Source organism: Streptomyces sp. NPDC014676 (assembly GCF_043084105.1).
Classification (GTDB): domain Bacteria; phylum Actinomycetota; class Actinomycetes; order Streptomycetales; family Streptomycetaceae; genus Streptomyces.
The window spans coordinates 1-20055 of record NZ_JBIBZI010000019.1 but is presented as its reverse complement, the minus strand read 5'-3'; the positions used below and the strand labels follow the sequence as shown (position 1 = coordinate 20055).

General features: G+C 73.3%; 13 protein-coding genes, 2 tRNA genes, 1 pseudogene and 1 riboswitch. Of the genes and pseudogenes, 9 read left to right on the top strand and 7 right to left on the bottom strand.

What is annotated here, in order from left to right; genetic code table 11:
- Window positions 1–564 (top strand): annotated as a pseudogene (locus ACF1DX_RS34815) (RNA helicase); the annotation flags it as partial.
- 142 nt (window positions 565–706) lie between these two features.
- Window positions 707–779: transfer RNA gene (locus ACF1DX_RS34810), tRNA-Lys, on the top strand.
- Window positions 780–856: 77 nt separating this feature from the next.
- On the opposite strand, the gene ACF1DX_RS34805 is transcribed toward ACF1DX_RS34810, so the two are convergent.
- Window positions 857–1129 (bottom strand): DUF3040 domain-containing protein, encoded by a 273-nt coding sequence (locus tag ACF1DX_RS34805; RefSeq protein ID WP_391795165.1) that lies wholly within the window; start codon window positions 1127–1129, stop codon window positions 857–859.
- A gap of 598 nt (window positions 1130–1727) precedes the next feature.
- Here ACF1DX_RS34805 and ACF1DX_RS34800 point away from each other — a divergent pair.
- From ACF1DX_RS34800 to ACF1DX_RS34790, 3 genes are all read left to right on the top strand, one after another.
- Window positions 1728–2861 carry a dihydrofolate reductase family protein gene (locus ACF1DX_RS34800; protein WP_391795164.1) on the top strand — a complete coding sequence of 378 codons (1134 nt, stop codon included), beginning with the start codon at window positions 1728–1730 and terminating at the stop codon, window positions 2859–2861.
- Window positions 2862–2924: 63 nt separating this feature from the next.
- Window positions 2925–2998: transfer RNA gene (locus ACF1DX_RS34795), tRNA-Met, on the top strand.
- Between the two features lie 304 nt (window positions 2999–3302).
- A riboswitch (cyclic di-AMP (ydaO/yuaA leader) is annotated at window positions 3303–3460 on the top strand.
- Window positions 3461–3472: 12 nt separating this feature from the next.
- Complete coding sequence (locus ACF1DX_RS34790) at window positions 3473–4492, top strand: M23 family metallopeptidase (protein WP_391795163.1); 1020 nt, start codon at window positions 3473–3475, stop codon at window positions 4490–4492.
- Between the two features lie 98 nt (window positions 4493–4590).
- Here ACF1DX_RS34790 and ACF1DX_RS34785 read toward each other — a convergent pair whose 3' ends face one another.
- From ACF1DX_RS34785 to ACF1DX_RS34770, 4 genes are all read right to left on the bottom strand, one after another.
- Window positions 4591–5955 carry a PrsW family intramembrane metalloprotease gene (locus ACF1DX_RS34785; protein WP_391795162.1) on the bottom strand — a complete coding sequence of 455 codons (1365 nt, stop codon included), beginning with the start codon at window positions 5953–5955 and terminating at the stop codon, window positions 4591–4593.
- A gap of 29 nt (window positions 5956–5984) precedes the next feature.
- Complete coding sequence (trmB, locus tag ACF1DX_RS34780; protein ID WP_391795161.1) at window positions 5985–6839, bottom strand: tRNA (guanosine(46)-N7)-methyltransferase TrmB; 855 nt, start codon at window positions 6837–6839, stop codon at window positions 5985–5987.
- A gap of 214 nt (window positions 6840–7053) precedes the next feature.
- Window positions 7054–8310: an L-2-hydroxyglutarate oxidase gene (lhgO, locus tag ACF1DX_RS34775; RefSeq protein WP_391795160.1), complete on the bottom strand. Its 1257-nt coding sequence runs from the start codon at window positions 8308–8310 to the stop codon at window positions 7054–7056.
- A 55-nt stretch (window positions 8311–8365) separates the two neighbouring features.
- Window positions 8366–9790, bottom strand: coding sequence for an MFS transporter (locus ACF1DX_RS34770; protein ID WP_391795159.1), 1425 nt, complete (start codon window positions 9788–9790; stop codon window positions 8366–8368).
- Between the two features lie 716 nt (window positions 9791–10506).
- Here ACF1DX_RS34770 and ACF1DX_RS34765 point away from each other — a divergent pair.
- Complete coding sequence (locus ACF1DX_RS34765) at window positions 10507–12630, top strand: asparagine synthase-related protein (protein ID WP_391795158.1); 2124 nt, start codon at window positions 10507–10509, stop codon at window positions 12628–12630.
- 670 nt (window positions 12631–13300) lie between these two features.
- Here ACF1DX_RS34765 and ACF1DX_RS34760 read toward each other — a convergent pair.
- Window positions 13301–14041, bottom strand: a complete 741-nt coding sequence (locus ACF1DX_RS34760; RefSeq protein WP_391795157.1) for a TetR/AcrR family transcriptional regulator — start codon at window positions 14039–14041, stop codon at window positions 13301–13303.
- A 378-nt stretch (window positions 14042–14419) separates the two neighbouring features.
- On the opposite strand from ACF1DX_RS34760, the gene ACF1DX_RS34755 reads away from it, so the two are divergent.
- Window positions 14420–15799, top strand: coding sequence for an NAD(P)/FAD-dependent oxidoreductase (locus tag ACF1DX_RS34755; protein ID WP_391795156.1), 1380 nt, complete (start codon window positions 14420–14422; stop codon window positions 15797–15799).
- Between the two features lie 173 nt (window positions 15800–15972).
- Entirely contained in the window at window positions 15973–17631 is a 1659-nt protein-coding gene (locus ACF1DX_RS34750) for a SpoIIE family protein phosphatase (protein WP_391795155.1), read from the top strand.
- A 53-nt stretch (window positions 17632–17684) separates the two neighbouring features.
- Here the strand turns inward: ACF1DX_RS34750 and ACF1DX_RS34745 are convergent, their stop codons facing one another.
- Entirely contained in the window at window positions 17685–18947 is a 1263-nt protein-coding gene (locus tag ACF1DX_RS34745) for an MFS transporter (protein ID WP_391795232.1), read from the bottom strand.
- 139 nt (window positions 18948–19086) lie between these two features.
- On the opposite strand from ACF1DX_RS34745, the gene ACF1DX_RS34740 reads away from it, so the two are divergent.
- The gene (locus tag ACF1DX_RS34740) at window positions 19087–19635 is read left to right on the top strand and encodes a MarR family winged helix-turn-helix transcriptional regulator (protein ID WP_085570785.1); all 549 of its coding nucleotides are present in this window, start codon (window positions 19087–19089) and stop codon (window positions 19633–19635) included.
- The last annotated feature ends 420 nt before the right edge of the window (window positions 19636–20055 follow it).

The following is a 20055-nucleotide window of genomic DNA, read 5'->3' as shown; positions in this document are numbered from 1 at the left end:
CGTTCCTTCGAGCGTCGTGACGACCGCGGCGGCTTCAACCGCGACCGCGGTGACCGTGGCGGCGACCGCGGCGGCTTCCGCCGTGACGACCGCGGTGACCGTGGCGGCGACCGTCCCGGTTTCCGTCGTGACGACCGCCGGGACGACCGTGGTGGGCGTTCCTTCGAGCGTCGCGACGACCGTGGCGGCTTCAACCGCGACCGCGGCGGCGACCGTCCCGGTTTCCGTCGTGACGACCGTCGTGACGACCGTGGTGGGCGTTCCTTCGAGCGTCGTGACGACCGCGGCGGCTTCAACCGCGACCGCGGTGACCGTGGCGGCGACCGCGGCGGCTTCCGCCGTGACGACCGCGGCGGCCACCGCGGCAGCGACCGTCCGTTCAACCGTGACCGGCAGGGCGACCGCCCCGGCAGTGACCGTCCGTTCAACCGCGACCGCCAGGGTGACCGCCCCGGTTTCCACTCCGGCTCCCACGACCGCCCGTACGGCCGTCGTGACGACCACCGCGGTGGCGGATCCTTCGGCCGCCGCGAGGACAAGCCGCGCTGGAAGCGCAACGGCTGACGCAGGCTCACCGAGCCGGCCGGGAGGGCCCGCACGACACCCGTCGTGCGGGCCCTCCCGCGTTCCGCGCGGGACACGTCCCGCGATACCCGATCGGAGTCCCGGCCACCTCCGGCTATGCTCGGGGAGGCAACATCGCCAGGGGCCCTTAGCTCAATTGGCAGAGCAGTGGACTTTTAATCCATTGGTTGTGGGTTCGAGTCCCACAGGGCCTACCTCCCGCAGGAGGGGCACACCGCCTCTGACCTGCTGCGCGGCGCTCGGACCGGCTTCGGCCGGCCCGAGCGCCGCGTCATTTCACGGGACGCCCGTCCCGGTTCGGGTCGAGGAGCTGCACGGCGATCCCGGTGAGGACCAGGCCCGCCGCGATGAGGAGGCCGTCGGGGACGACGATGCCCGCGGCGAGCATGGTCACCCCGACGGCCAGCGCGCACCAGGCACCCGTGCGCCGGTACTCGCGGGGGCGGGCCGGACGGCCCTCGGAGAGTGAGCGGACGAAACGGGGATCCTCGTGTTCGAGACGGGCCGCGAGGTCGACCAGGCGCTCGTCGTCGGACTGGGGCACGGCTCCTCCTTCCCAGGGGGCGGCCGTCCGGTGACACCACCGGCGGCCATCGCTCCGCGACGCCGGGGCGTACGAGGATGAACCGTCGTCCTGTCGCGAACTCGGCCCGGTACAAGGGAGTTTGCCCTTGTACCGACGTCGTCACCCGTCCGGTACGGCAGACTCCAGCGTCACCCGCCGCCACCGCCCGAGGCCATCCGTCGCGGGCCCCATCCGCCCTGGGGGCCACCGCGTACGCGGGCCGCCCCGCCGGCCGTGGTCCCGGGGGAAGATGGGGACTGCCACCGATGGCGCGGAAGCCCGCCCTGCGCACACGCTGGACAGGACGGCCCGCGCCGCGCCCCCGGTCCGCGGGCCGTCGGCTCCCCGCACCGGAAGCCCACGGCGAGGAGGCGGTACGAGGTGCCCCTGCTCCGGCGGATCGTCCCGCTGAACGCCGTCGTGCTCGTCGCGGACCCGGCCGGCGCCGCGCCGGCCCGCCGGCCGGACCCGGCCCGGGGGACCGCCCGGAACCCACCCGGTACGTCATCCGCGTGGGGCCGACCGAGCCCTGACCGGCAGACTGGACCCCCGCACCCGCCCCACCCGGAGTACGCCGATGCCGCACCCGTACGTCCTGCTGTCCGCCGCCGTCTCCCTCGACGGCTACCTGGACGACACCGGCCCCGAGCGGCTGCTGCTGTCGTCCCCGGCCGACTTCGACCGGGTCGACGAGGTACGGGCGTCCGTGGACGCCATCCTGGTCGGCGCCGGCACGATCCGCGCCGACAACCCCCGGCTGCTGGTCAACTCGCCCGAGCGGCGCGCCGCCCGCCTCGCCGCGGGCCGGGCCGAGTACCCGCTCAAGGTCACCGTCAGCGGCTCCGGGGACCTGGACCCGGCGGCCCGGTTCTGGCACACCGGCGGCGAGAAGGTCCTCTACACGACCGAACGGGGCGCCGAGCGCGCCCACGCCCTCGGTCTCGCCGCCGACGTCGTCCCGCTCGGCGCCGAGCTCGACTGGCGGCTGCTGCTGGAGCACCTGCACGCCGAGCGCGGGGTGCGGCGGCTCATGGTCGAGGGCGGCGGCACGGTCCACACGCAGCTCCTCACCGAGAGGCTGGCCGACGAGCTCCAACTGGTCCTCGCGCCGCTGTTCGTCGGCGACCCCGACGCCCCCCGTCTCTTCGGCCCCGGCTCCTACCAGGGCGGCCGGCTGCGGACGGTCGAGACCCGCCCGGTCGGCGACGTCGTCCTGATCCGCTACGAGCCCACCGCCCCCGGCACCGGCCCGCTGCCCTCCGCCGCCGACCACCACTGGCTGGCCCTCGCCTGCGAGCTGGCCGCCGGGTGCCCGCCCTCGCAGACGGCGTTCAGCGTGGGCGCGGTCGTGGTGGCCGCCGACGGTACGGAGCTGGCGCGCGGCCACTCCCGGGAGGGCACCGACCCGGTGGTGCACGCGGAGGAGGCCGCGCTCGCCAAGGTCGACCCCACGGACCCCCGGCTCGTCACCGCCACCGTGTACTCCAGCCTGGAGCCCTGCGCCCGCCGCGCGTCCCGGCCCGCGCCCTGTGCCCGGCTGGTCCTGGACGCGGGGGTGCGGCGGGTGGTCACGGCCTGGCGCGAGCCGGACACGTTCGTGGCGGGCGCCGACGGCAGCGGTGTGCTGGCCGCCGGGGGCGCCACCGTCGTCGTCCTGCCGGAGCACGAGGACCGCGCCAAGGCGCCCAACGGCCATCTGCTCGGCCGCTGAGACCGGGCCGTCGATCATGGGTGTGCGCCATGCCCCACGGATGGCGTACACTGGTCTCAACGACGCGGGGTGGAGCAGCTCGGTAGCTCGCTGGGCTCATAACCCAGAGGTCGCAGGTTCAAATCCTGTCCCCGCTACTGAAGGTCGAGGGCCGGAATCCAGAGGATTCCGGCCCTCGGTGTTTTCCGTTCCCTTCCGCCCCTCTCACTCAGCGTGAGCGACCCACCCCACAGCGCATAACAACTGACGTACGGTCAGAAACCACCCGCCACTCGAGACGGCCTGAGGCGCGGTCAACTCGCCCGTTTTTGACCCTCCATGGCGCTTAAGTCCCCCCGGAAATCGTTAACGATCAAGAGGAACGGCTTGGAATCCGGCCCTCACGTCTATTAACGTTCGATAACGCAGCGCGGTCGTCCCAGCCGTCACAGAAGGCGGCTCCGTGCGCACGCGCCGAATCCCGCAAGGGAACCGGGGAACCACCACCATGGGGTGAATCGCGTGAATACCGCCGTGGCGACACGGCTCGTATACGCGCGTAGGAGACCTTCCCGCTCCGAACCCGTCAGCTAACCCGGTAGGCGAAGACGGAAGGAAAGGAGCGCGCCCACGTGGCGTCCAACCCGCCTGCCCCCGAGGCCCCGTTCAAGCCGAGCGACACCGTCGCCTACGGCGCCGGCCGCGCCGACGAGGGCCCCTTCGAGGAGTGGAACCCCACCGCGGATTCCCTCCGCCCCGTACGGGGCCGGCATCGTGTCTCCAAGCAGCGCGGCGGGGGACTCGCCCGCAGCTCCACCGTCCTGGGCGTCGGCGTCATCGCCGCCGTCGGCGCCGGCGGCATGGCCAGCGCCCAGACCGGCAAGCCGCCGGTCTCGATCTCCATGCCCGACCTCCCCAACGTGGGTTCCCTCATCTCCGACGAGGAAACCCCCCAGGGATCGTCCACCCCCCTCAGCACCCTCGGCATGACCGCCGCCGACACCGAGCAGGGCACCGCCGGCGCCGGTGAGGCGCTGCGCACCCGGATCATGGCCCAGGTCGAGCAGCAGCAGAGCCAGGCCGAGACCAAGGCCGCCGCCGAGGCCGTCGCCGCCGCCGAGAAGCAGGCCGCCGAGGCCGCCGCCAAGGCGGAGAAGGAGGCCAAGGCCAAGGCCGAGGCCGCCAAGAAGAAGGCGGAGGAGGAGGCCAAGAAGAAGGCCGAGGCCGAGCGCCTCGCCGAGCTGGCCAAGCAGTACACGCTGCCGACCTCCTCGTACACCATCTCCTCGACCTTCGGTCAGGCCGGCGCCTACTGGTCCTCCGGCCACCACACCGGCCTCGACTTCGCCGCGCCCACGGGCACGCTGCTCAAGGCCGTCCACACCGGCACGATCACCTCCGCCGGCTACGACGGCTCCTACGGCTACAAGACCGTGCTCACGCTCGACGACGGCACCGAGATCTGGTACGCCCACCAGTCCTCCATCAGCGTCAGCGTCGGCCAGAAGGTCAACACCGGCGATGTGATCGGCCGCGTCGGCGCCACCGGCAACGTCACCGGCGCCCACCTCCACATGGAGGTCCACCCCGACGGCTCCGCCTCGGGCATCGACCCGCTGGCCTGGCTGCAGAGCAAGGGCCTCACCGTCTGAGCGAGCGGACCCTCACGTCCTGAACCCCGGCAGTCCCGACGACGACCCCCCGACGTCAGGGCTGCCGGTCAGGTGTTTCCGCGGGCGGTACGGGCCCGTCAGGGCCGGTGGGCGTTCGGGTCGTACGGGCCGTACGGGCCGTACGGGTACCCGTACGGCGGCTGTCCGTGCGGGGGATGCCCGTAGCCGCCGTATGCGCCGTATGCGCCGTACCCCGCCCACGGTGCCGCGACGACCGGAACCCGGGGCGCGGTCGCGCGGGCCGCGTGCTCCAGGGCCGGCCGGGCCGCTGACCGCCGGTGCCACAGCTCCAGCAGCAGCTCGCGTTCCCGCGTGACGAAGTCCGTCCCCGCCCGCCCGAGCCGCCCCCGGTGCCGCAGGAACGCCAGCGACGTCGCGTACGCCTCGTACGCGGCGACCGACCGCGCCGCCGCCCTCCCGCCGTGACGGCGCGCGTACTGCCGGGCGACGCGCCGCGCCCGCATCGAGCCCAGCGCGAACGGCTCCGCCGTGTGGAGCCACCCGGCGGCCACGTACGCGGGCAGCTCCTCCCGTACGGTCCGCAGCTCCCGCTGCCGCGTCCACACCACCAGCCAGGTCAGCAGCCCGAACACCGGCACCATGAACGCCGCGTACACCGCGAGGAAGCCGTACTGGCCGAGCGTCGAGGAGCCGTTCCACAGGGCGTGCACGCCCATCGCGAGGAGCAGCCCGCCGAGCGGTGGCAGCACACGCCGGACCCGCTGCCGCTCCGCGGACAGCGCGGCGACGCCGAAGCCGATCCCGGTGAGCACGGTGAACAGGGGGTGCGCGAACGGCGACATCACGATGCGGACGAAGAAGGTCGCCGCGGTGACCGAGGCGATGCCGCTGTCGCCGGTGAGCCGGTCGGTGCCGAAGGCGGTGCCGAGGTAGAGGATGTTCTCGGTGAACGCGAAGCCGGTGGCGGTGACCCCGGCTATCACCACGCCGTCGAGGAGCCCGGTGAAGTCGCGTCTGCGGAACAGGAACACCAGCAGGACGGCCGCGGCCTTCGCGGACTCCTCCACCACCGGCGCTATGACGGTCGAGCCGAGGGTGTCGGCGCCGGTCGGGTCGGCGGTCGCCGTCGCTATCCACCGGGTGGCGAAGCTGTTCGCGACGATCGCGATCAGCGCCGCCGCGCAGGCACCCCAGGCGAAGGAGAACAGCAGGTTCCGCCAGGGTCCCGGCTCGACCCGGTCCAGCCACCGGAAGGCGGCGACGAGCAGCGGCACGGGCAGCACGGCGAGGCCGAGCCCGACCAGGAACCCCCGCGTCCCGGTCTGCTCGCGCACCAGCGCCAGGATGACAAGACCGGACAGGGCGAGCAGCGTGATCAGCGCGCCGTACCGCACCCAGGGCCGCTGCCACCAGTGCGCGTGCCGCGGCGCTCCGCCGGGGGCGGCGCCGGGAGGCGTCGGGTACGGGGGACTGATGGCCACGGGATCGACCCTCACGAGGCGGGGCTGTGTCAGGCTCGGTCTGCCGCCTGCTCGTCCTGCGGTACGCGGCGGAAGAGCACGTCGTTCACGACATGACCCTTCTCCAGTCCCTGCGTCTCGAAACGGGTGAGCGGCCGGAAGGCGGGACGCGGCGCGAAACCGCCGTCCGGCCGCGTGTTCTCGAAGCAGGGGTGTGCGGTGAGCACCTGGAGCATCTGCTCCGCGTACGGCTCCCAGTCGGTGGCGCAGTGCAGCACCGCCCCCGGCGCCAGCCGGGTCGCGGCGAGGTCGAGGAACTCCGGCTGGATCAGCCGCCGCTTGTGGTGCCGCTTCTTCGGCCAGGGGTCGGGGAAGTAGACGCGCAGCCCGCCGAGGGAGCCGGGGGCGAGCATCTCGCGCAGCAGGATGATCGCGTCACCGTTGCCGACCCGTACGTTGGTCAGCCCCGACTGGTCGGCGAGGTTGAGCAGATTGCCCTGGCCGGGGGTGTGGACGTCCACGGCGAGGATGTTGGTGGCCGGGTCGGCGGCGGCCATCCGCGCGGTGGCCTCGCCCATGCCGAAGCCGATCTCCAGGACGACGGGGTGGTCGTTGCCGAAGAACTCCGCGAGGTCGAGCCGCCGGCTGCCGTCGATGTCGAAGCCCCAGGCGGGCCACAGCCGCCGCAGGGCGTCCGCCTGCCCGGCGGTCACCCGGCTGCGCCGCGGCTGGAAGCTCCGGATCCGCCGCTCGAAGTGCGACCCGGCGGGATCGGCCTTCGGCCCGTCGGGAAACCGGGGCTCCCCCTTGGGCCGGGTGTGCCGGACGGACACCCCGGGCGGGTGCGGCGAGTCCTGGCCGGGGGCGGGACGAAGGGCTTCGGAAGCGTTAACGGTGTCAGACACAGTGCCTCCGATTTTACGGGGCCCGCGCACGGAGCCCCGGAACGGAATCCGGGGAGGTCCTCACGGGGCCGGTCATGGCTGCGCGGCAGGTCACGGGTCGGGGCTGTGTACTCGGCGGTGCCCCGTTCACCCGGGCAGGACGGTGCGGGCCCGTCCCCGGTCGCCACCGTGGTCCCGTGCGCGGGAGCGACGCGTCGGACCGGGCGTCCGGGGTTCAGCGCCCCGCGGTCTCCAGCGCCGCCCGGGCCCGTCGGGCGACCTCGCGGCCGATCGGCAGGGATGCCGTCGCCGCCGGGGAGGGGGCGTTCAGTACGTGGACCGTGCGGGCGGTCTCCTGGATCAGGAAGTCGTCGGCCAGGGTGCCGTCCCGCAGCACCGCCTGGGCCCGCACCCCGGCCGCCGCCGGCACCAGGTCGTCCTCCCGCACCGCGGGCAGCAGCCGGCGCACGGCCCGGGTGAAGGCCTGCCGGGACAGCGAGCGGTGCAGTTCGCCGGTGCCGTACCGCCAGTGGCGGCGGGCCAGCTGCCAGGAGCCCGGCCAGGCCAGGGTCGCCCCCAGCTCGCGCGGACGCACCGTGCGCCAGTCGTAGCCCTCGCGGGCCAGTGCCGGTACCGCGTTGGGGCCGACGTGGACGCCGCCGTCGATGCCCCGGGTGAGGTGGACGCCGAGGAAGGGGAACGCCGGGTCGGGCACCGGGTAGACCAGGCCGCGCACCAGTTCCGGCCGGGCCAGCTCGTAGTACTCGCCGCGGAACGGCACGATCCGGGCGCCGGGCTCGTCGCCGGTGCGGCGGGCGATCTCGTCGCAGTGCAGACCGGCGCAGTTCACCAGTACCCGGCCGCGTACGACGTCGCCGCCGGCCGTCAGGACGGCGACTCCCCGGTCGGGCCGGCGGTCGACGCGTACCACCCGCGCCCCATAACGGATCTCCGCGCCCGCCGCCTGCGACGCCTGAGCGAGCCGGCGGGCCACCGCGGTGAAGTCGCAGACACCGGTGGTGCCGACGTGGATGGCCGCCAGGCCGTCGACCTCCGGCTCGTACTCCGCGATCTGCGCGCCGCCCAGCTCGCGGACCGCGATGCCGTTCTCCCGGCCGCGCTGGACCAGGGCGTGCAGCCGGGGCAGCTCCTCCCGGGTCGTGGCGACGATCAGCTTGCCCGTCACGGCGTGCGGGATGTCGTACTCCGCGCAGAACTTGACCATCTCCGCGGCGCCCGACACCGCGTACCGCGCCTTCAGCGAGCCTGGGCGGTAGTAGACGCCGCTGTGGATGACGCCGCTGTTGCGGCCCGTCTGGTGCCGGGCCGGGCCCGTCTCCTTCTCCAGCACCGTGACCCGCGTGCCCGGCGCGGCGCGCGTGAGCGCGTACGCCGTCGACAGGCCGACGATCCCGCCGCCGATCACCAGTACGTCGCAGTCGTAGGACCGCCCCGTCACCACCCGCACCACCTCCCGCGTCCGATAGTGCACTGCGCCACTGACAACGCCTTCAAACCCGAGAGGCGGGTTCTCGGCGCGGATCGGGTCAGGCGGTCGTCATCAGCAGCGGGCGGGCGCGCTCACGCAGTTCGGCCACGCGGGGTTCGTCGCCGTAGGGCTCCAGACGGTGCAGGAGGTCCCTGACGTACTCGGTGGTGCGGACGGACGAGATGCGGCCCGCGACCTCCACCGCGCGGACGCCCTGCGCACAGGCCGCGTCCAGGTTGCCCGACTCCAGTTCGGCGACCGCCGAGACGACCAGCCGCAGTCCGTGCGAGCGCACGAACTCCTCCGTGGGACTGGAGAGCGCCTGCTCGGTGAAGCGGCGGACCTCACGGGGCGCCTTCAGGTCGCGGTAGCACTCCGCGGCGTCGGCGGCGAAACGGTCGTAGGAGTAGAAGCCGAGCCAGGTCGGGTCGCTGTCGCCGGGACGGGAGCGTTCCAGCCAGCTCTCCGCCGCCTTCAGGGCGGCACCGGCCGCCTGGGCGTCCCCCGCGCGTGCGTGCGCGCGTGCCTCGACGAGGCGGAAGAAGCTCAGGGTGCGGGCGGTGGCCAGCCCCCGGTTGCGCTCCAGGGCGGCCTGGGCGAGGTCCACGCCCTCGTCGCCGAAGCCCCGGTAGGTCGCCTGCAGCGACATCGAGGCGAGCACGTAACCGCCCAGCGGGACGTCGGCCGCCGCGCGGGCCAGGCGCAGGGCCTGGATGTAGTAGCGCTGGGCGGCCTCCTGCTGGCCGGTGTCGAAGGCCATCCAGCCGGCCAGGCGGGTGAGTTCGGCCGCCGCGCCGAAGAGGGAGCGGCCGACGTCGTCGGAGTAGGAGCCGAGCAGCAGCGGGGCCGCCTCGACCCTCAGGCATTCGGGGACCATCGACGAACGCCAGTCCCCCCCGCCGTATTTGGAGTCCCAGCGCCGGGCGTCCTCGGCGGCCTCCCGCAGTTTGCGCACGTCGCTGTGGCCGACTTTGGCCGGTGCCCCGGAGCCGTCGGCCGGGTTCGCCTCACGCGCCACCGAGCTGTCGGCCGGGGTTATCAGCCAGCGCGACGCGGGCGTCGCGTACGCGCTCACCGCGAACGATCCGGCGAGCGACTGCCAGATGCCGCCGGAGCCGGCTCTGCGGCCCGCCAGGTCCAGCCGGTACAGCTCCGTGGCGGAGCGCACCGCCTGTCCGACGTCACGGGGGAAGGCGAGGCCCACCTCGGGTGCGGGGTCCGCGTCCGCCAGGCCGATCTCGTGGAGCGGCACCGGACGGCCCAGCTTCTGGCCGATGGCGGCGGCGATCAGGTGCGGAGCGGCGCCCTGCGGCACCATGCCCTTCGACACCCAGCGCGCCACCGACGTCTTGTCGTAGCGAAGCGTCAGTCCTCGCTGGGCGCCAAGGTCGTTGACGCGCCGTGCGAGGCCCGCGTTGGAGATTCCCGCGAGGGCGAGAACGGCGCCGAGTTTTTCGTTCGGCCCGCGTTGCTCCCTGGACATGCGCCACCCCTCGACACAGACGGCTGCCGCGCTGGCATAACCATGCGGCATTCGTAAACCCAGCGTAGTTCGCCGCATCCCAAGCGTTAAGGGGCATTCTTCCGGATGGCGGGATTGTGGTCCGTACTGAAGTACGGGTCCGATACGCGCAGTTGCGACGTGCTCCCGGTGTGTGGCCGTGCGCCCGTGCGTGCGCTCTTCTCCGGCCACCGCGGGAGCGGTTCCATGGTCGGTGCGTGGGTCGGCCCGCTGTACTGGATCCAGTGGGCTGGGGGACACCGCCGCCTTCATCCCCGCGGGTGGCGGAACGGTCCGGGAGACGTGTTCCGTCTCCCGGACTGCGCGACCGCTCAGCGGTGCGCAGAGCCTGTACGGAGCGTGTTCGAGATTGACCTCACCGCTCCGATTTGGCTGAAAATAACCCCCACTCTCTCGGGTGTATCACTGCTTCTATGCTGGTAGTTGACGGCGCGTTGAGGGTTCAAGGGGCGCGCTGCGGGGGCGCATTCACGTCGTGATGACGGGGCCGGCCGCGCAACGCCGGTACGGTGGCCCCTCTGTGGCGGGCGCCCGTCCGGGGCGGGGCGCGTGTCTCCGCCGGGGCGCATCCGACGGAGCGCGTACGGCTCCGGCACCCCTCCTGAGCGCCTCCTTCATGGCAGCATGGGGACCGGTTCGTACGGTGCACTGGTTGTCCACAGCATGTGGAGGCGGCGATGCGGTGGTTGGTGGGGTGGAGCAGCACCGCCGCGGGCGCCGTGGGTTTCGGCCCCGCCGGCTCCGCCGGCGCCACCGGGGTGGACGGCGAGACCGTGCGCCCCGTGGGATCCCAGCCGCTGTGGGGCGACCCCGACCCGCTCTGGGCGGTCGGTGACTGGCGCCCCGACGAGGTGCGGGTGGTCACGGCCGACGAGCAGACCCGGATCGCCGTCCTCGGCACGTGCGGGGCCTCCGACGAACAACTGCGCGTCGCGCTGTTCGCCGCGCGGGGCGGGGCGCTGCGGCACCTGACCGCCTGGCCGGGGAGCTACACGGCGGTCGTGCAGGTGGGGCGCCGGGTCACCGTCTGCGGCGATCTCGCCGGCGCCCGGCCGGTCTTCCACACCCCCTGGGCGGGCGGCACCGCGTACGCGACCGCCGCGCTGCCGCTCGCCGACCTCATCGAGGCCAACCTCGACTTCGGACACCTCGCCGCGCTGCTCGCCGTCCCCGACGTGCCGGCCGCGCTCCACGACTCCACCCCGTACGACGGCGTGAAGCGCGTTCCGCCGGGGCATGCGCTGATCCTGCGCGCCGGGGCGCGCGAGATCGCCGGGTACGAACCCGTCGCCTCGCTCGCCGTCGCCGCGCCGCCCGCCGACCCCGACCACGCGGTGGACGCCGTGCGGGACGCGCTGGTCGAGGCCGTACGGACACGGCTGGCCGCGCCCCGGCACGTTCCCGGCGCCGGTATCGACCCCGGGCCCGTGCCCGGGATGGGGCCCGCCGAGCGGCGGGCGGCCCGGGGCACGCCCGTACCGGGGATCGGGGCCGACCTGTCCGGCGGACCGGCGTCCGGGGCGCTGGCGCTGCTGGCCGCGGGGCTGCCCGGGATGCCGGGGACCGTGCTGGGGCACGGGACGGGGGCGGGGGAGCGGCTGCTGGCCGTCACCTTCAACGACCTCGCCGGCGGGTCCGGCGGGGCGCGGGACGACGACGAGCTGTCGCGGGCGGGGGCGCTGGCCGCCAATCCGCGGTTGCACCACGTGGTGGTGACCGGCGCGGAGTCGACACTTCCGTACGTCGATCTGGACGGGCCGCTGACGGACGAGCCCGGACCCTCGCTGGTGTCGGCCGCGCGGCACCGGGCGCGGCTGGCCGCGGGCAGCGCGGACCACTTCACCGGGTACGGGGCGAAGCAGGTGCTGGACGCGCATCCGGCGCGGCTCGCCGATCTGCTGATGGACCGCAAGCGGCGGCATCTGGTGCGGCCGGTGGCCGCGCTGGCCAAGGCCGACGGGTCCGTGATGGTGCCCGCGCGCGTGTACGCCGCCGCCCGGCGGCTGGCGCGCACGCCGTACCGGGCGGGGCTGGAGTCGCTCGCGGAGCGGCTGTTGCAGCGGCGGCTGGACGACGACGGGCCCGGGGGTGCGGCGGATGCCTCGCTGGCCGCGCTGACCTGGGGGAGGCCCGGGCCGGCAGCGCGCTGGCTGACGGGTGAGGCGCTGGCTGAAGTATCGGTTCGGCTGCAGGCGTCGACGCGGCGGTCCGAGGTGGGGCCGGGGCAGCGGCCCGGCGATTTCCGGGCGCGGGCGGCACTGGCCCGGCACGCGGCGGATCTGCGGGTGCTGGAACAGGCGGCCGAGATCCGCTCCCAGCGGCTGCACGCGCCGTTCCTCGACAACCAGGTCGTGCGGGCGTGCCGGGCGCTGCCGGAGGCGCTGCGGGTGCGGCCGGGGGCGCGGGCGTCGATCCTGCGGTCGGTGCTGGAGGGGGCGGGAGTACGGGAGTTGCCGGCGGGCTGGGGGGCGCCGGGGGCGGCCGGCCCGGCGGCCGCGGCGCGTACGGGGCTGCGGGTGGCGGCGGACTCGCTGGTGGCGCTGTTCGACACGCCGCTGCTGGCGGAGGCGGGGCTGGTCGAGGCGCGGGTGGTGCGCAAGGCCCTGCGGGGCGCGGCGGAGGGCGAGCCGTTGCCGTTGGACGGCCTGGCGGATCTGGTCGCCCTGGAGGTGTGGCTGCGCCGCCTGCTGGCCCGCAGGGGAACCTGCTGGACCGGCACCCCGGCCCGCCAGCGCGCGGTCCCGGGCGGCATCGCCCCCCAGCGCGGCGCCCTCGGCGCCGGCACAGCAGGCACCCGCTGAGGTTTGCCTGCGGCGCAACATCCGGCCCAGCGGGTGGGACGGCTGCGGTGTGGTGTTCGGTCCGGTGGGTGGGGTGCCTGCGGCGCAGTGTTCGGTTCAGTGGGGGCTTGGGTAGCGCCCACGGTGGGTGGGTGGGGCGGGGCCGCGTCGGGGGTGTCCGTCCTCGGACTGGCGCGATTGGGTTCCCCGGAGGGCTGGACGGCGCGGACGCGCCAGCCACTGCGGGCGGCCCCCGCCCCGTCCCCTTTCCGCCGTACGCGGCTGCCTACCGCCACACCCACGCACCATCACCGCGGACAACCACCCCGCGATCGGCGATCCGCGATCTGTGCCACGCGGTGAGCCGTGCCGCCGCCCCCGCGTTCCCGCGGGCAGTCGTGCCTCCCCCAGTGCCTTAAGGGCCTGGGAGGTACCCCCAGGGCGGCACGGGTGGGCGGTGGGGGTACCTCCCGCTCGAGCGGAGCCGAGAGTGGGGGAGGCACCCCGCAAGCGCCGGGCTGCGCAGATCACCCCCGGCCCACACCAACGCGGAGCACCCCGCAAGGGCGGCCGTGCAGACCGCCCCCGGTGCACGCCCACACGGGGCACCCATACGGCACGGGCCCACGAGAACACTGAGGCACCCTGCAAGCACCGAACCGCACAACCCCACCGGCACCGCCAAGCACCCCTACGCCGGGCGTGAACGCAACCCCTCCAGCAGGATGTCCAGCAGCCGCGCCGACGCCGCAGCCTGCTGCGCCGCATCCGGCAGGGACGGCGCCGCCGTCGCGATCACCAGCAGGACGTCGGACACCGACACATCCGGCCGGAGCTCACCCGAGGCCCGCGCCCGGTCCACCAACTGCCCCACGACGTCCAGTAGCTGCGCCGCCCCCGCGTCGCCATCCGCGGCCACGGCCTCCGGCACCAGCCGCAGCTCACCCACCGCCTGCGTCCGCTGCTGCGGCAACCGCGCGTGGTCCGGCAGACCGTGCTCCTCCGCCACACCCACCCGCAGCACCTGCGGCGGCAGCAGCCGCCCCGCGCCGGACGCGACCGACGTGCGCAGGAAGCGGGACAGCGCCGACCACGGCTCGTCCTCCTGGCCGAGCGCCGCCCGCGCCTGGTCGGTCAGCCGGGAGGTCTCCTCCTCGGCGATCCGACGCACCAGGACGTCCTTGCTCGGGAAGCGCCGGTACACCGTGCCCACGCCGACCCGTGCCCGGCGTGCCACGTCCTCCATCGGCGCGCCGTAGCCCAGCTCGCCGAAGACCTCCCGCGCGGCACGCAGCACGTGCTCCAGATTGCGCTGGGCGTCCACGCGCAGCGGTGTCGTACGCGCCCCGTCCGGGCGTCCGCCGCCCTTGGGCGCGCTCATCGTCGCGCCGGCCGCGAGAGCGGAAGACCAATGAGAGTTCTGAACATGCATGTGTATTCCCCCGGTAATGACGTCTCCCCCCGGAGACTTCTCCCCGCCATTGATGTCCGGGGCGTGTGGAACAGGTCCGGCTTGTCGGCCCCGCCCGTCGCGAGCCCGATGAGCGCATCCCCCTACACCCCGTCGACAGACGAACATAGTTGAGAGGGAGTCAATTCAGAAGAGGCAGGTTCCGCACGGAGCGCCCCCCGATCGGAGTACGGGGCACATACGTCCTGAATGTACCCCTGAGCGAGGGTCGGTTCACCGCTGCTGAGCTGGGGGAATTTCGGCAGGGTCGGTGAATCGGCCAACCCGGCGCGCGCGGGCCCTCCGGTCACACAATTCGTCGGGGCTGTGGACAAACGCAAGCGGCGGGTGCGTCATGGGATGGTGAAGGAACGTGCGCGCATTCTCGTTGTCGGCGGCGGCTACGTCGGGATGTACACGGCCCTGCGCCTCCAGCGGAGGCTGAAACGGGAACTCGGGCGGGGCGAGGCCGGGATCACGGTCGTCTCCCCGGACCCGTACATGACGTACCAGCCCTTCCTCCCCGAAGCGGCCGCCGGTGCCATCTCCCCTCGCCACGTCGTCGTACCGCTGCGTCGTGTCCTCGACCGGTGCCACGTCGTCATCGGCGAGGCCACCCGAATCGACCACGCCGAGCGCACCGCCACCATCAGCACCCTCGCCACCGGCGAGGAGGGCACCGGAGGGCAGCGGATCGCGTACGACGAACTGGTCCTCGCGCCCGGTTCCGTGTCGCGCACCCTGCCCATCCCCGGTCTCGCCGACCACGCCATCGGCTTCAAGACCGTGGAGGAGGCCATCGGCCTGCGCAACCACGTCCTCGAACAGATGGACATCGCCTCCTCCACCCGCGACCCCGCCCTCCGGGACGCCGCCCTGACCTTCGTCTTCGTCGGGGGCGGCTATGCGGGCGTCGAGGCGCTCGGCGAGCTGGAGGACATGGCCCGCTACGCCGCGCGGTACTACCACAACATCCGCCCCGAGGACATGAAGTGGATCCTCGTCGAGGCGTCCGGGCGCATCCTGCCCGAGGTCGGGGAGGAGATGGGCCGGTACACCGTCACCGAACTGCGCCGGCGCAACATCGACGTACGCCTGGAGACGCGGCTGGAGTCCTGCGCCGACCGCGTCGCCGTGCTCAGTGACGGATCACGCTTCCCCACGCGTACGGTCGTGTGGACCGCCGGCGTCAAACCGCATCCCGTCCTCGCCGCCACCGATCTGCCGCTGAACGGGCGAGGCCGGCTGAAGTGCACCGCAGAGCTGGCCGTGGACGGGACCGCGCACGCGTGGGCCGCCGGAGACGCCGCCGCCGTCCCCGACGTCACCGCGCGGGAGCCGGGTCGGGAGTGCGCCCCCAACGCGCAGCACGCGCTCCGCCAGGCGCGGGTCCTCGGGGACAACGTCGTCCACGCCCTGCGGGGCGAACCACTGGAGACGTACGCCCACAAGTACGCGGGTTCCGTGGCCTCCCTCGGGCTGCACAAGGGCGTCGCCCAGGTGTACGGGCGCAAGCTCAAGGGCTACCCCGCCTGGTTCATGCACCGGACCTACCACCTCAGCCGGGTCCCGACCTTTAACCGCAAGGCGCGGGTCGCCGCCGAGTGGACGCTCGCCGGGCTCTTCAAACGGGAGGTCGTCTCGCTCGGTTCACTCGAACACCCCCGGGCGGAGTTCGAACTGGCGGCCGGTGGAAAACCTTCTCAGGACCCCCCGCACAACCCGAAGGGGTCGTCCTGACCGGATCCAGGAACTCCAGCGGCCGGACCGGCGTCTGACGGATGTCGGCCCGGTCGGCACCCTGCCAGACTGGTCCACCACCGCGGGCGGGCCCCCGCCCACCCCGGTGCGGCCCCCGGGGCCCCGGCCGGTCCCGGTTTCCGGCCGCCGACAACTAAACGAGGCAAGGATTCGTGAACTTCACGCGCTGGAGCGCCCGGCTCCCCGGAACGCAGCGCCGCGCCGCAGCGCGGAACGAGCAGGCGGTCTCCCCGGACCGGCGGGGAGAGGGCTCCGTGCCCGGAGCCCGCGCCGAACAGCTCACCGACGTACGGCCCGTGCCCGCCGTCGACGAGCTCAAGGTACGCGAGGTCCTGGACCACGTCCCCTCCCTCGTCGCCCTGGTCCACGGCCCCGACCACCGCATCGCCTACGTCAACGACGCCTACACGGCGGCCTTCGGCGCCCGCCCGATCGGCGCCCCCGCGCGCGGAGCCCTCCCCGAGCTGGAGGCACTCGGCCTGCTGCCCCTCCTCGACCAGGTCCTGCGCAGCGGAAAGCCCCGCACGGTGAAGTCCCGCAAGGCCCCCGACGGCCGCTCCTACACCTTCACCTGCACCCCGGTCACCGAGGTCGAGGGCCGTGGCGTGCTGGTCTTCGCCACCGACGTCACCGACCACGCCGAGGCCGCCGAACGCCTGCGCGCCAGCGAACGCCGCCAGCGCGAGACCGCCGTCACCCTCCAGCGCTCCCTCCTCCCCCAGGAACTGGAGGAACCCGACGACCTGCGCGTCGCCGCCACCTACCACCCCGGCGGCACCGAGGCCGCCGTCGGCGGCGACTGGTACGACGTGATCACCCTGGGCGGCGGCCGCACCGCCCTCGTCATCGGCGACGTCATGGGACGAGGGGTGCGCGCGGCGGCGGTCATGGGCCAGCTCCGTACGGCCGTACGGGCCTACGCGCGGCTCGACCTCCCGCCGCACGAGGTGCTCCAGCTCCTCGACGGCCTCGCCATGGAGATCGACGCCAACCAGATCGCCACCTGCGCCTACGCCGTCCACGACCCCAACGAGGGCAGCCTGGTGTACGCCTCCGCCGGCCACCTGCCCATCCTGGTCCGTGATGAGAACGGCACCGTCCGGCGCGCCGACGAACCGACCGGCCCCCCGCTCGGCACCGGCGGCTGGATGCACGCGTCCGGCTCCGTCCCCCTCACCCCCGGCTCCACCGCCGTCCTCTACACGGACGGCCTGGTCGAGCGGAGGAACGAGGACCTGGACGAGGGCATCGCCGCCCTGGAAAGGGCCCTGGCCGGAGCCTCCGGCAGCCCCCAGGTCGTCTGCGACCGTCTGGTCCGCTCGGCCGGCGTCACCCCGGACCACGACGACGACGTCGCCGTCCTGGTCCTCCAGCACCCCGCCCGCAAGGGCGCGGAGAGCGAGCTCTTCCGCAACGCCGCGCTGGAACTGCTCGGCGGGGTCGAGGCGGCCCCCCGCGCGCGTGCCTTCGCCTCCGGCGTGCTGACCAGCTGGCGCTTTCCCGCCGAGCTGCACGACCTGGGTGTCCTGGCCGCCAGTGAACTGGTCGCCAACTCCCTCCAGCACGGCACCCCGCCCATGCGGCTGCGGCTGCGCCGCACCGACCGCCGCCTGATCATCGAGGTCACCGACGGCGACGACCACCTGCCGAGGCGCCGCCGCGCGGAACCCGGCGACGAGTCCGGCCGGGGCATCGCCATCGTCGCGACGATCGCCTCCGGCTGGGGCAGCAGACGCACCCCGGGCGGCGGCAAGGCGGTCTGGTGCGAGTTCCTCCTGCCGAAGACGCAACCGAAGACGCCCGGCTCGTAGCGGAGCCGGGCGTACGGGGGTGGGCGTATGGAGGTGGGGCAGGGGCGCGTGGATCAGGCGTGTGCCGGAGCCTGTCCCGCTGCCGCGCCGCCCTGCGCCACCACACGGCTCCGCGCCACCGACGGCTGGTCCTGCACGTCCGTGAGCTGCCGCCCGAGCCGCACCGCCAGCACCGTGATGCCCAGCGAGAACAGCAGGAAGACCACGACGTACGGCGCGTGCAGCGAGGCGCCCAGTGGCCCGCCCACCGCCGGCCCCACGGCCAGCGCGAGCTGCTTCACCAGGGCGAACGCCGAGTTGTACTGCCCCGCCATCCCGGTCGGCGCGAGATCGGCGACCAGCGGCGCGAGCGTCGGCGACAGCATCGCCTCACCGAGCCCGAATAGCGCGTACGTCGAGATGAACGCGGCGGTCGCCATCGTCTGGCTCCCGTTCCCCAGCCCCGCGTATCCGGCCACGGCCCACGCCACGGCCCAGATCAGCCCCACGGACGCGATCACGCGCGAGCGCTTGCGCCGCTCGACGAACCGCAGCACCGCGAACTGCGCGACCACGATCATCAGGGTGTTCGCGGCCAGCGCCGTCCCCAGCGCGGAGGTGGAGATCCCGGCGGCCTCGACGCCGTACGCGCTCAGCCCCGACTCGAACTGTCCGTAGCAGGCGAAGAACAGCACGAAACCCAGCACACACAGCTGCACCATGGCCCGGTTGCCCAGCAGCTGCTTCCAGCTGCCCTTGGCCGACTGTGCCGGAGCGCCCCCGACGCGCGGCGCGTGCGGCATCCGCGCCGTCGCCATCACCACGACCAGCAGCAGGAACATCGCCGCCTCGATCGCGAAGAGGAGAACGAAAGAGCTCGCTTCCGTGGGATCCACGAGGTGACCGCCGATGAGACCGCCGACGCCGAGCCCGAGGTTCTGCAGGAAGAACTGCGTGGCGAACGCCCGCGACCGGGTCTCCGTGGTCGAGCAGTCCACGATCATCGTCGCGAGCGCCGGCTGCATCACCGCCTGCCCGGCGCCCAGCGCCGCCGCCGACAGCAGCACGGTCGCCGCACCACTCGACAGGCCCAGGCTCAGCGCCCCGACCGCGGCCGTGACCAGGGCGACGAGCAGCACCGGCAGCGGGCCGCGCCGGACGATCGCCCGTCCGGCGAACGGCAGCACGATCAGCGCGGCCACGGCGAAGACGGCGAGCACGAGACCCGCCGTCATGGCTCCCAGCCCGCGCACCTGCGCCACATAGACGTACAGGTACGGGACCGTGAAACCGAGCCCGAACGCACTGAGTGCGTTGCCCACGTGGATCCGGCGCATCGCCGCGCCCCTCGCCCTGGTCACGTTCACCTCTCTCAAGCAAGTAGTTAGGAGTGAAGACTTAGAACCTAAAGTTCGATGCTAAAGGCTACACAGTGAAGGACTTCAAGGCAAAGCAGGGGCGTGCCATACTGCGGACATGGGCGATACCTCCGGCCTCGGCGAGCCGACACTCGAAGAGCAGATCGCCGCTTACCAGCGCGAGTTCCAGGACCTCGACCCCCAGGTCGAGAAGATCGTCAACGCGCTGTCCCGCCTGAACCGCCGCATGAACGTCGCCTACGGCCGCCAGACCGCCGAGCTCGGCATCACCAACGCCGACTGGGAGGTCCTCAAGGCCCTCGTCCTCTCGGGCGCCCCGTACCGCATGGGCCCCGGCGACCTCGCCAAGCGCCTCGGCCTGACCCCGGCCGCCATGACCCACCGGATCGACCGCATGGTCACCGAGGGGCTGGTCGACCGGGAGCGGGACGAGACCAACCGGGTCCGCGTGATCGTGGAGCTGACCTCCGCCGGCCGCGAGAAGTGGCTCGAGGCGATGCGCCTGGCCACCGTCTTCGAGGAGGACCTCCTCCAGGACCTCGACCCGGACGAGCGGGCGACGCTGGGCGAGGTCCTCACCCGCCTCCTGCGCCGGGTGGAACACGCCCAGCCGGACGCCGGCGGACGCCTCAGCGACCTGGACTGAAAAATCTTGGGCGGGGGTGTTGACAGCCACCTCCCCGATCCGTAAGGTTCTTCGGGTTGCCACGGGGCCGTAACGGTTCTTCGGCAGCACCTTCCGCCGCATCTGCGGCACTCAAAACCTCAGTACGACCTCCCAGTGGGAACGATTTCGGCGTGCCCGAATTCAATTCCAACCCTCGATTTGAGGAACACGGAGAGAGTCCGCTAAGGTTTGAGACGTCGGAACGGCCCAACGGCCGGGAAGGCAACCCGCTCTGACTGGGAATCAGGCCCGAAAGGATCTGATAGAGTCGGAATCGCCGGAAAGGGAAACGCGGAAGCGGGAACCCGGAAAGCACCGAGGAAATCGGATCGGAAAGGTCTGATAGAGTCGGAAACGCAAGACCGAAGGGAAGCGCCCGGAGGAAAGCCCGCGAGGGTG

Excerpts from the sequence above, each read along its gene's own strand:
- ACF1DX_RS34765 (WP_391795158.1), top strand. The coding sequence starts at position 10,507 with ATGCGGTGGTTGGTGGGGTGGAGCAGCACCGCCGCGGGCGCCGTGGGT.
- ACF1DX_RS34755 (WP_391795156.1), top strand. The coding sequence starts at position 14,420 with ATGGTGAAGGAACGTGCGCGCATTCTCGTTGTCGGCGGCGGCTACGTC.
- ACF1DX_RS34740 (WP_085570785.1), top strand. The coding sequence starts at position 19,087 with ATGGGCGATACCTCCGGCCTCGGCGAGCCGACACTCGAAGAGCAGATC.
- ACF1DX_RS34760 (WP_391795157.1), bottom strand. The coding sequence starts at position 14,041 with ATGCATGTTCAGAACTCTCATTGGTCTTCCGCTCTCGCGGCCGGCGCG.
- ACF1DX_RS34800 (WP_391795164.1), top strand. The coding sequence starts at position 1,728 with ATGCCGCACCCGTACGTCCTGCTGTCCGCCGCCGTCTCCCTCGACGGC.
- ACF1DX_RS34770 (WP_391795159.1), bottom strand. The coding sequence starts at position 9,790 with ATGTCCAGGGAGCAACGCGGGCCGAACGAAAAACTCGGCGCCGTTCTC.
- ACF1DX_RS34745 (WP_391795232.1), bottom strand. The coding sequence starts at position 18,947 with ATGCGCCGGATCCACGTGGGCAACGCACTCAGTGCGTTCGGGCTCGGT.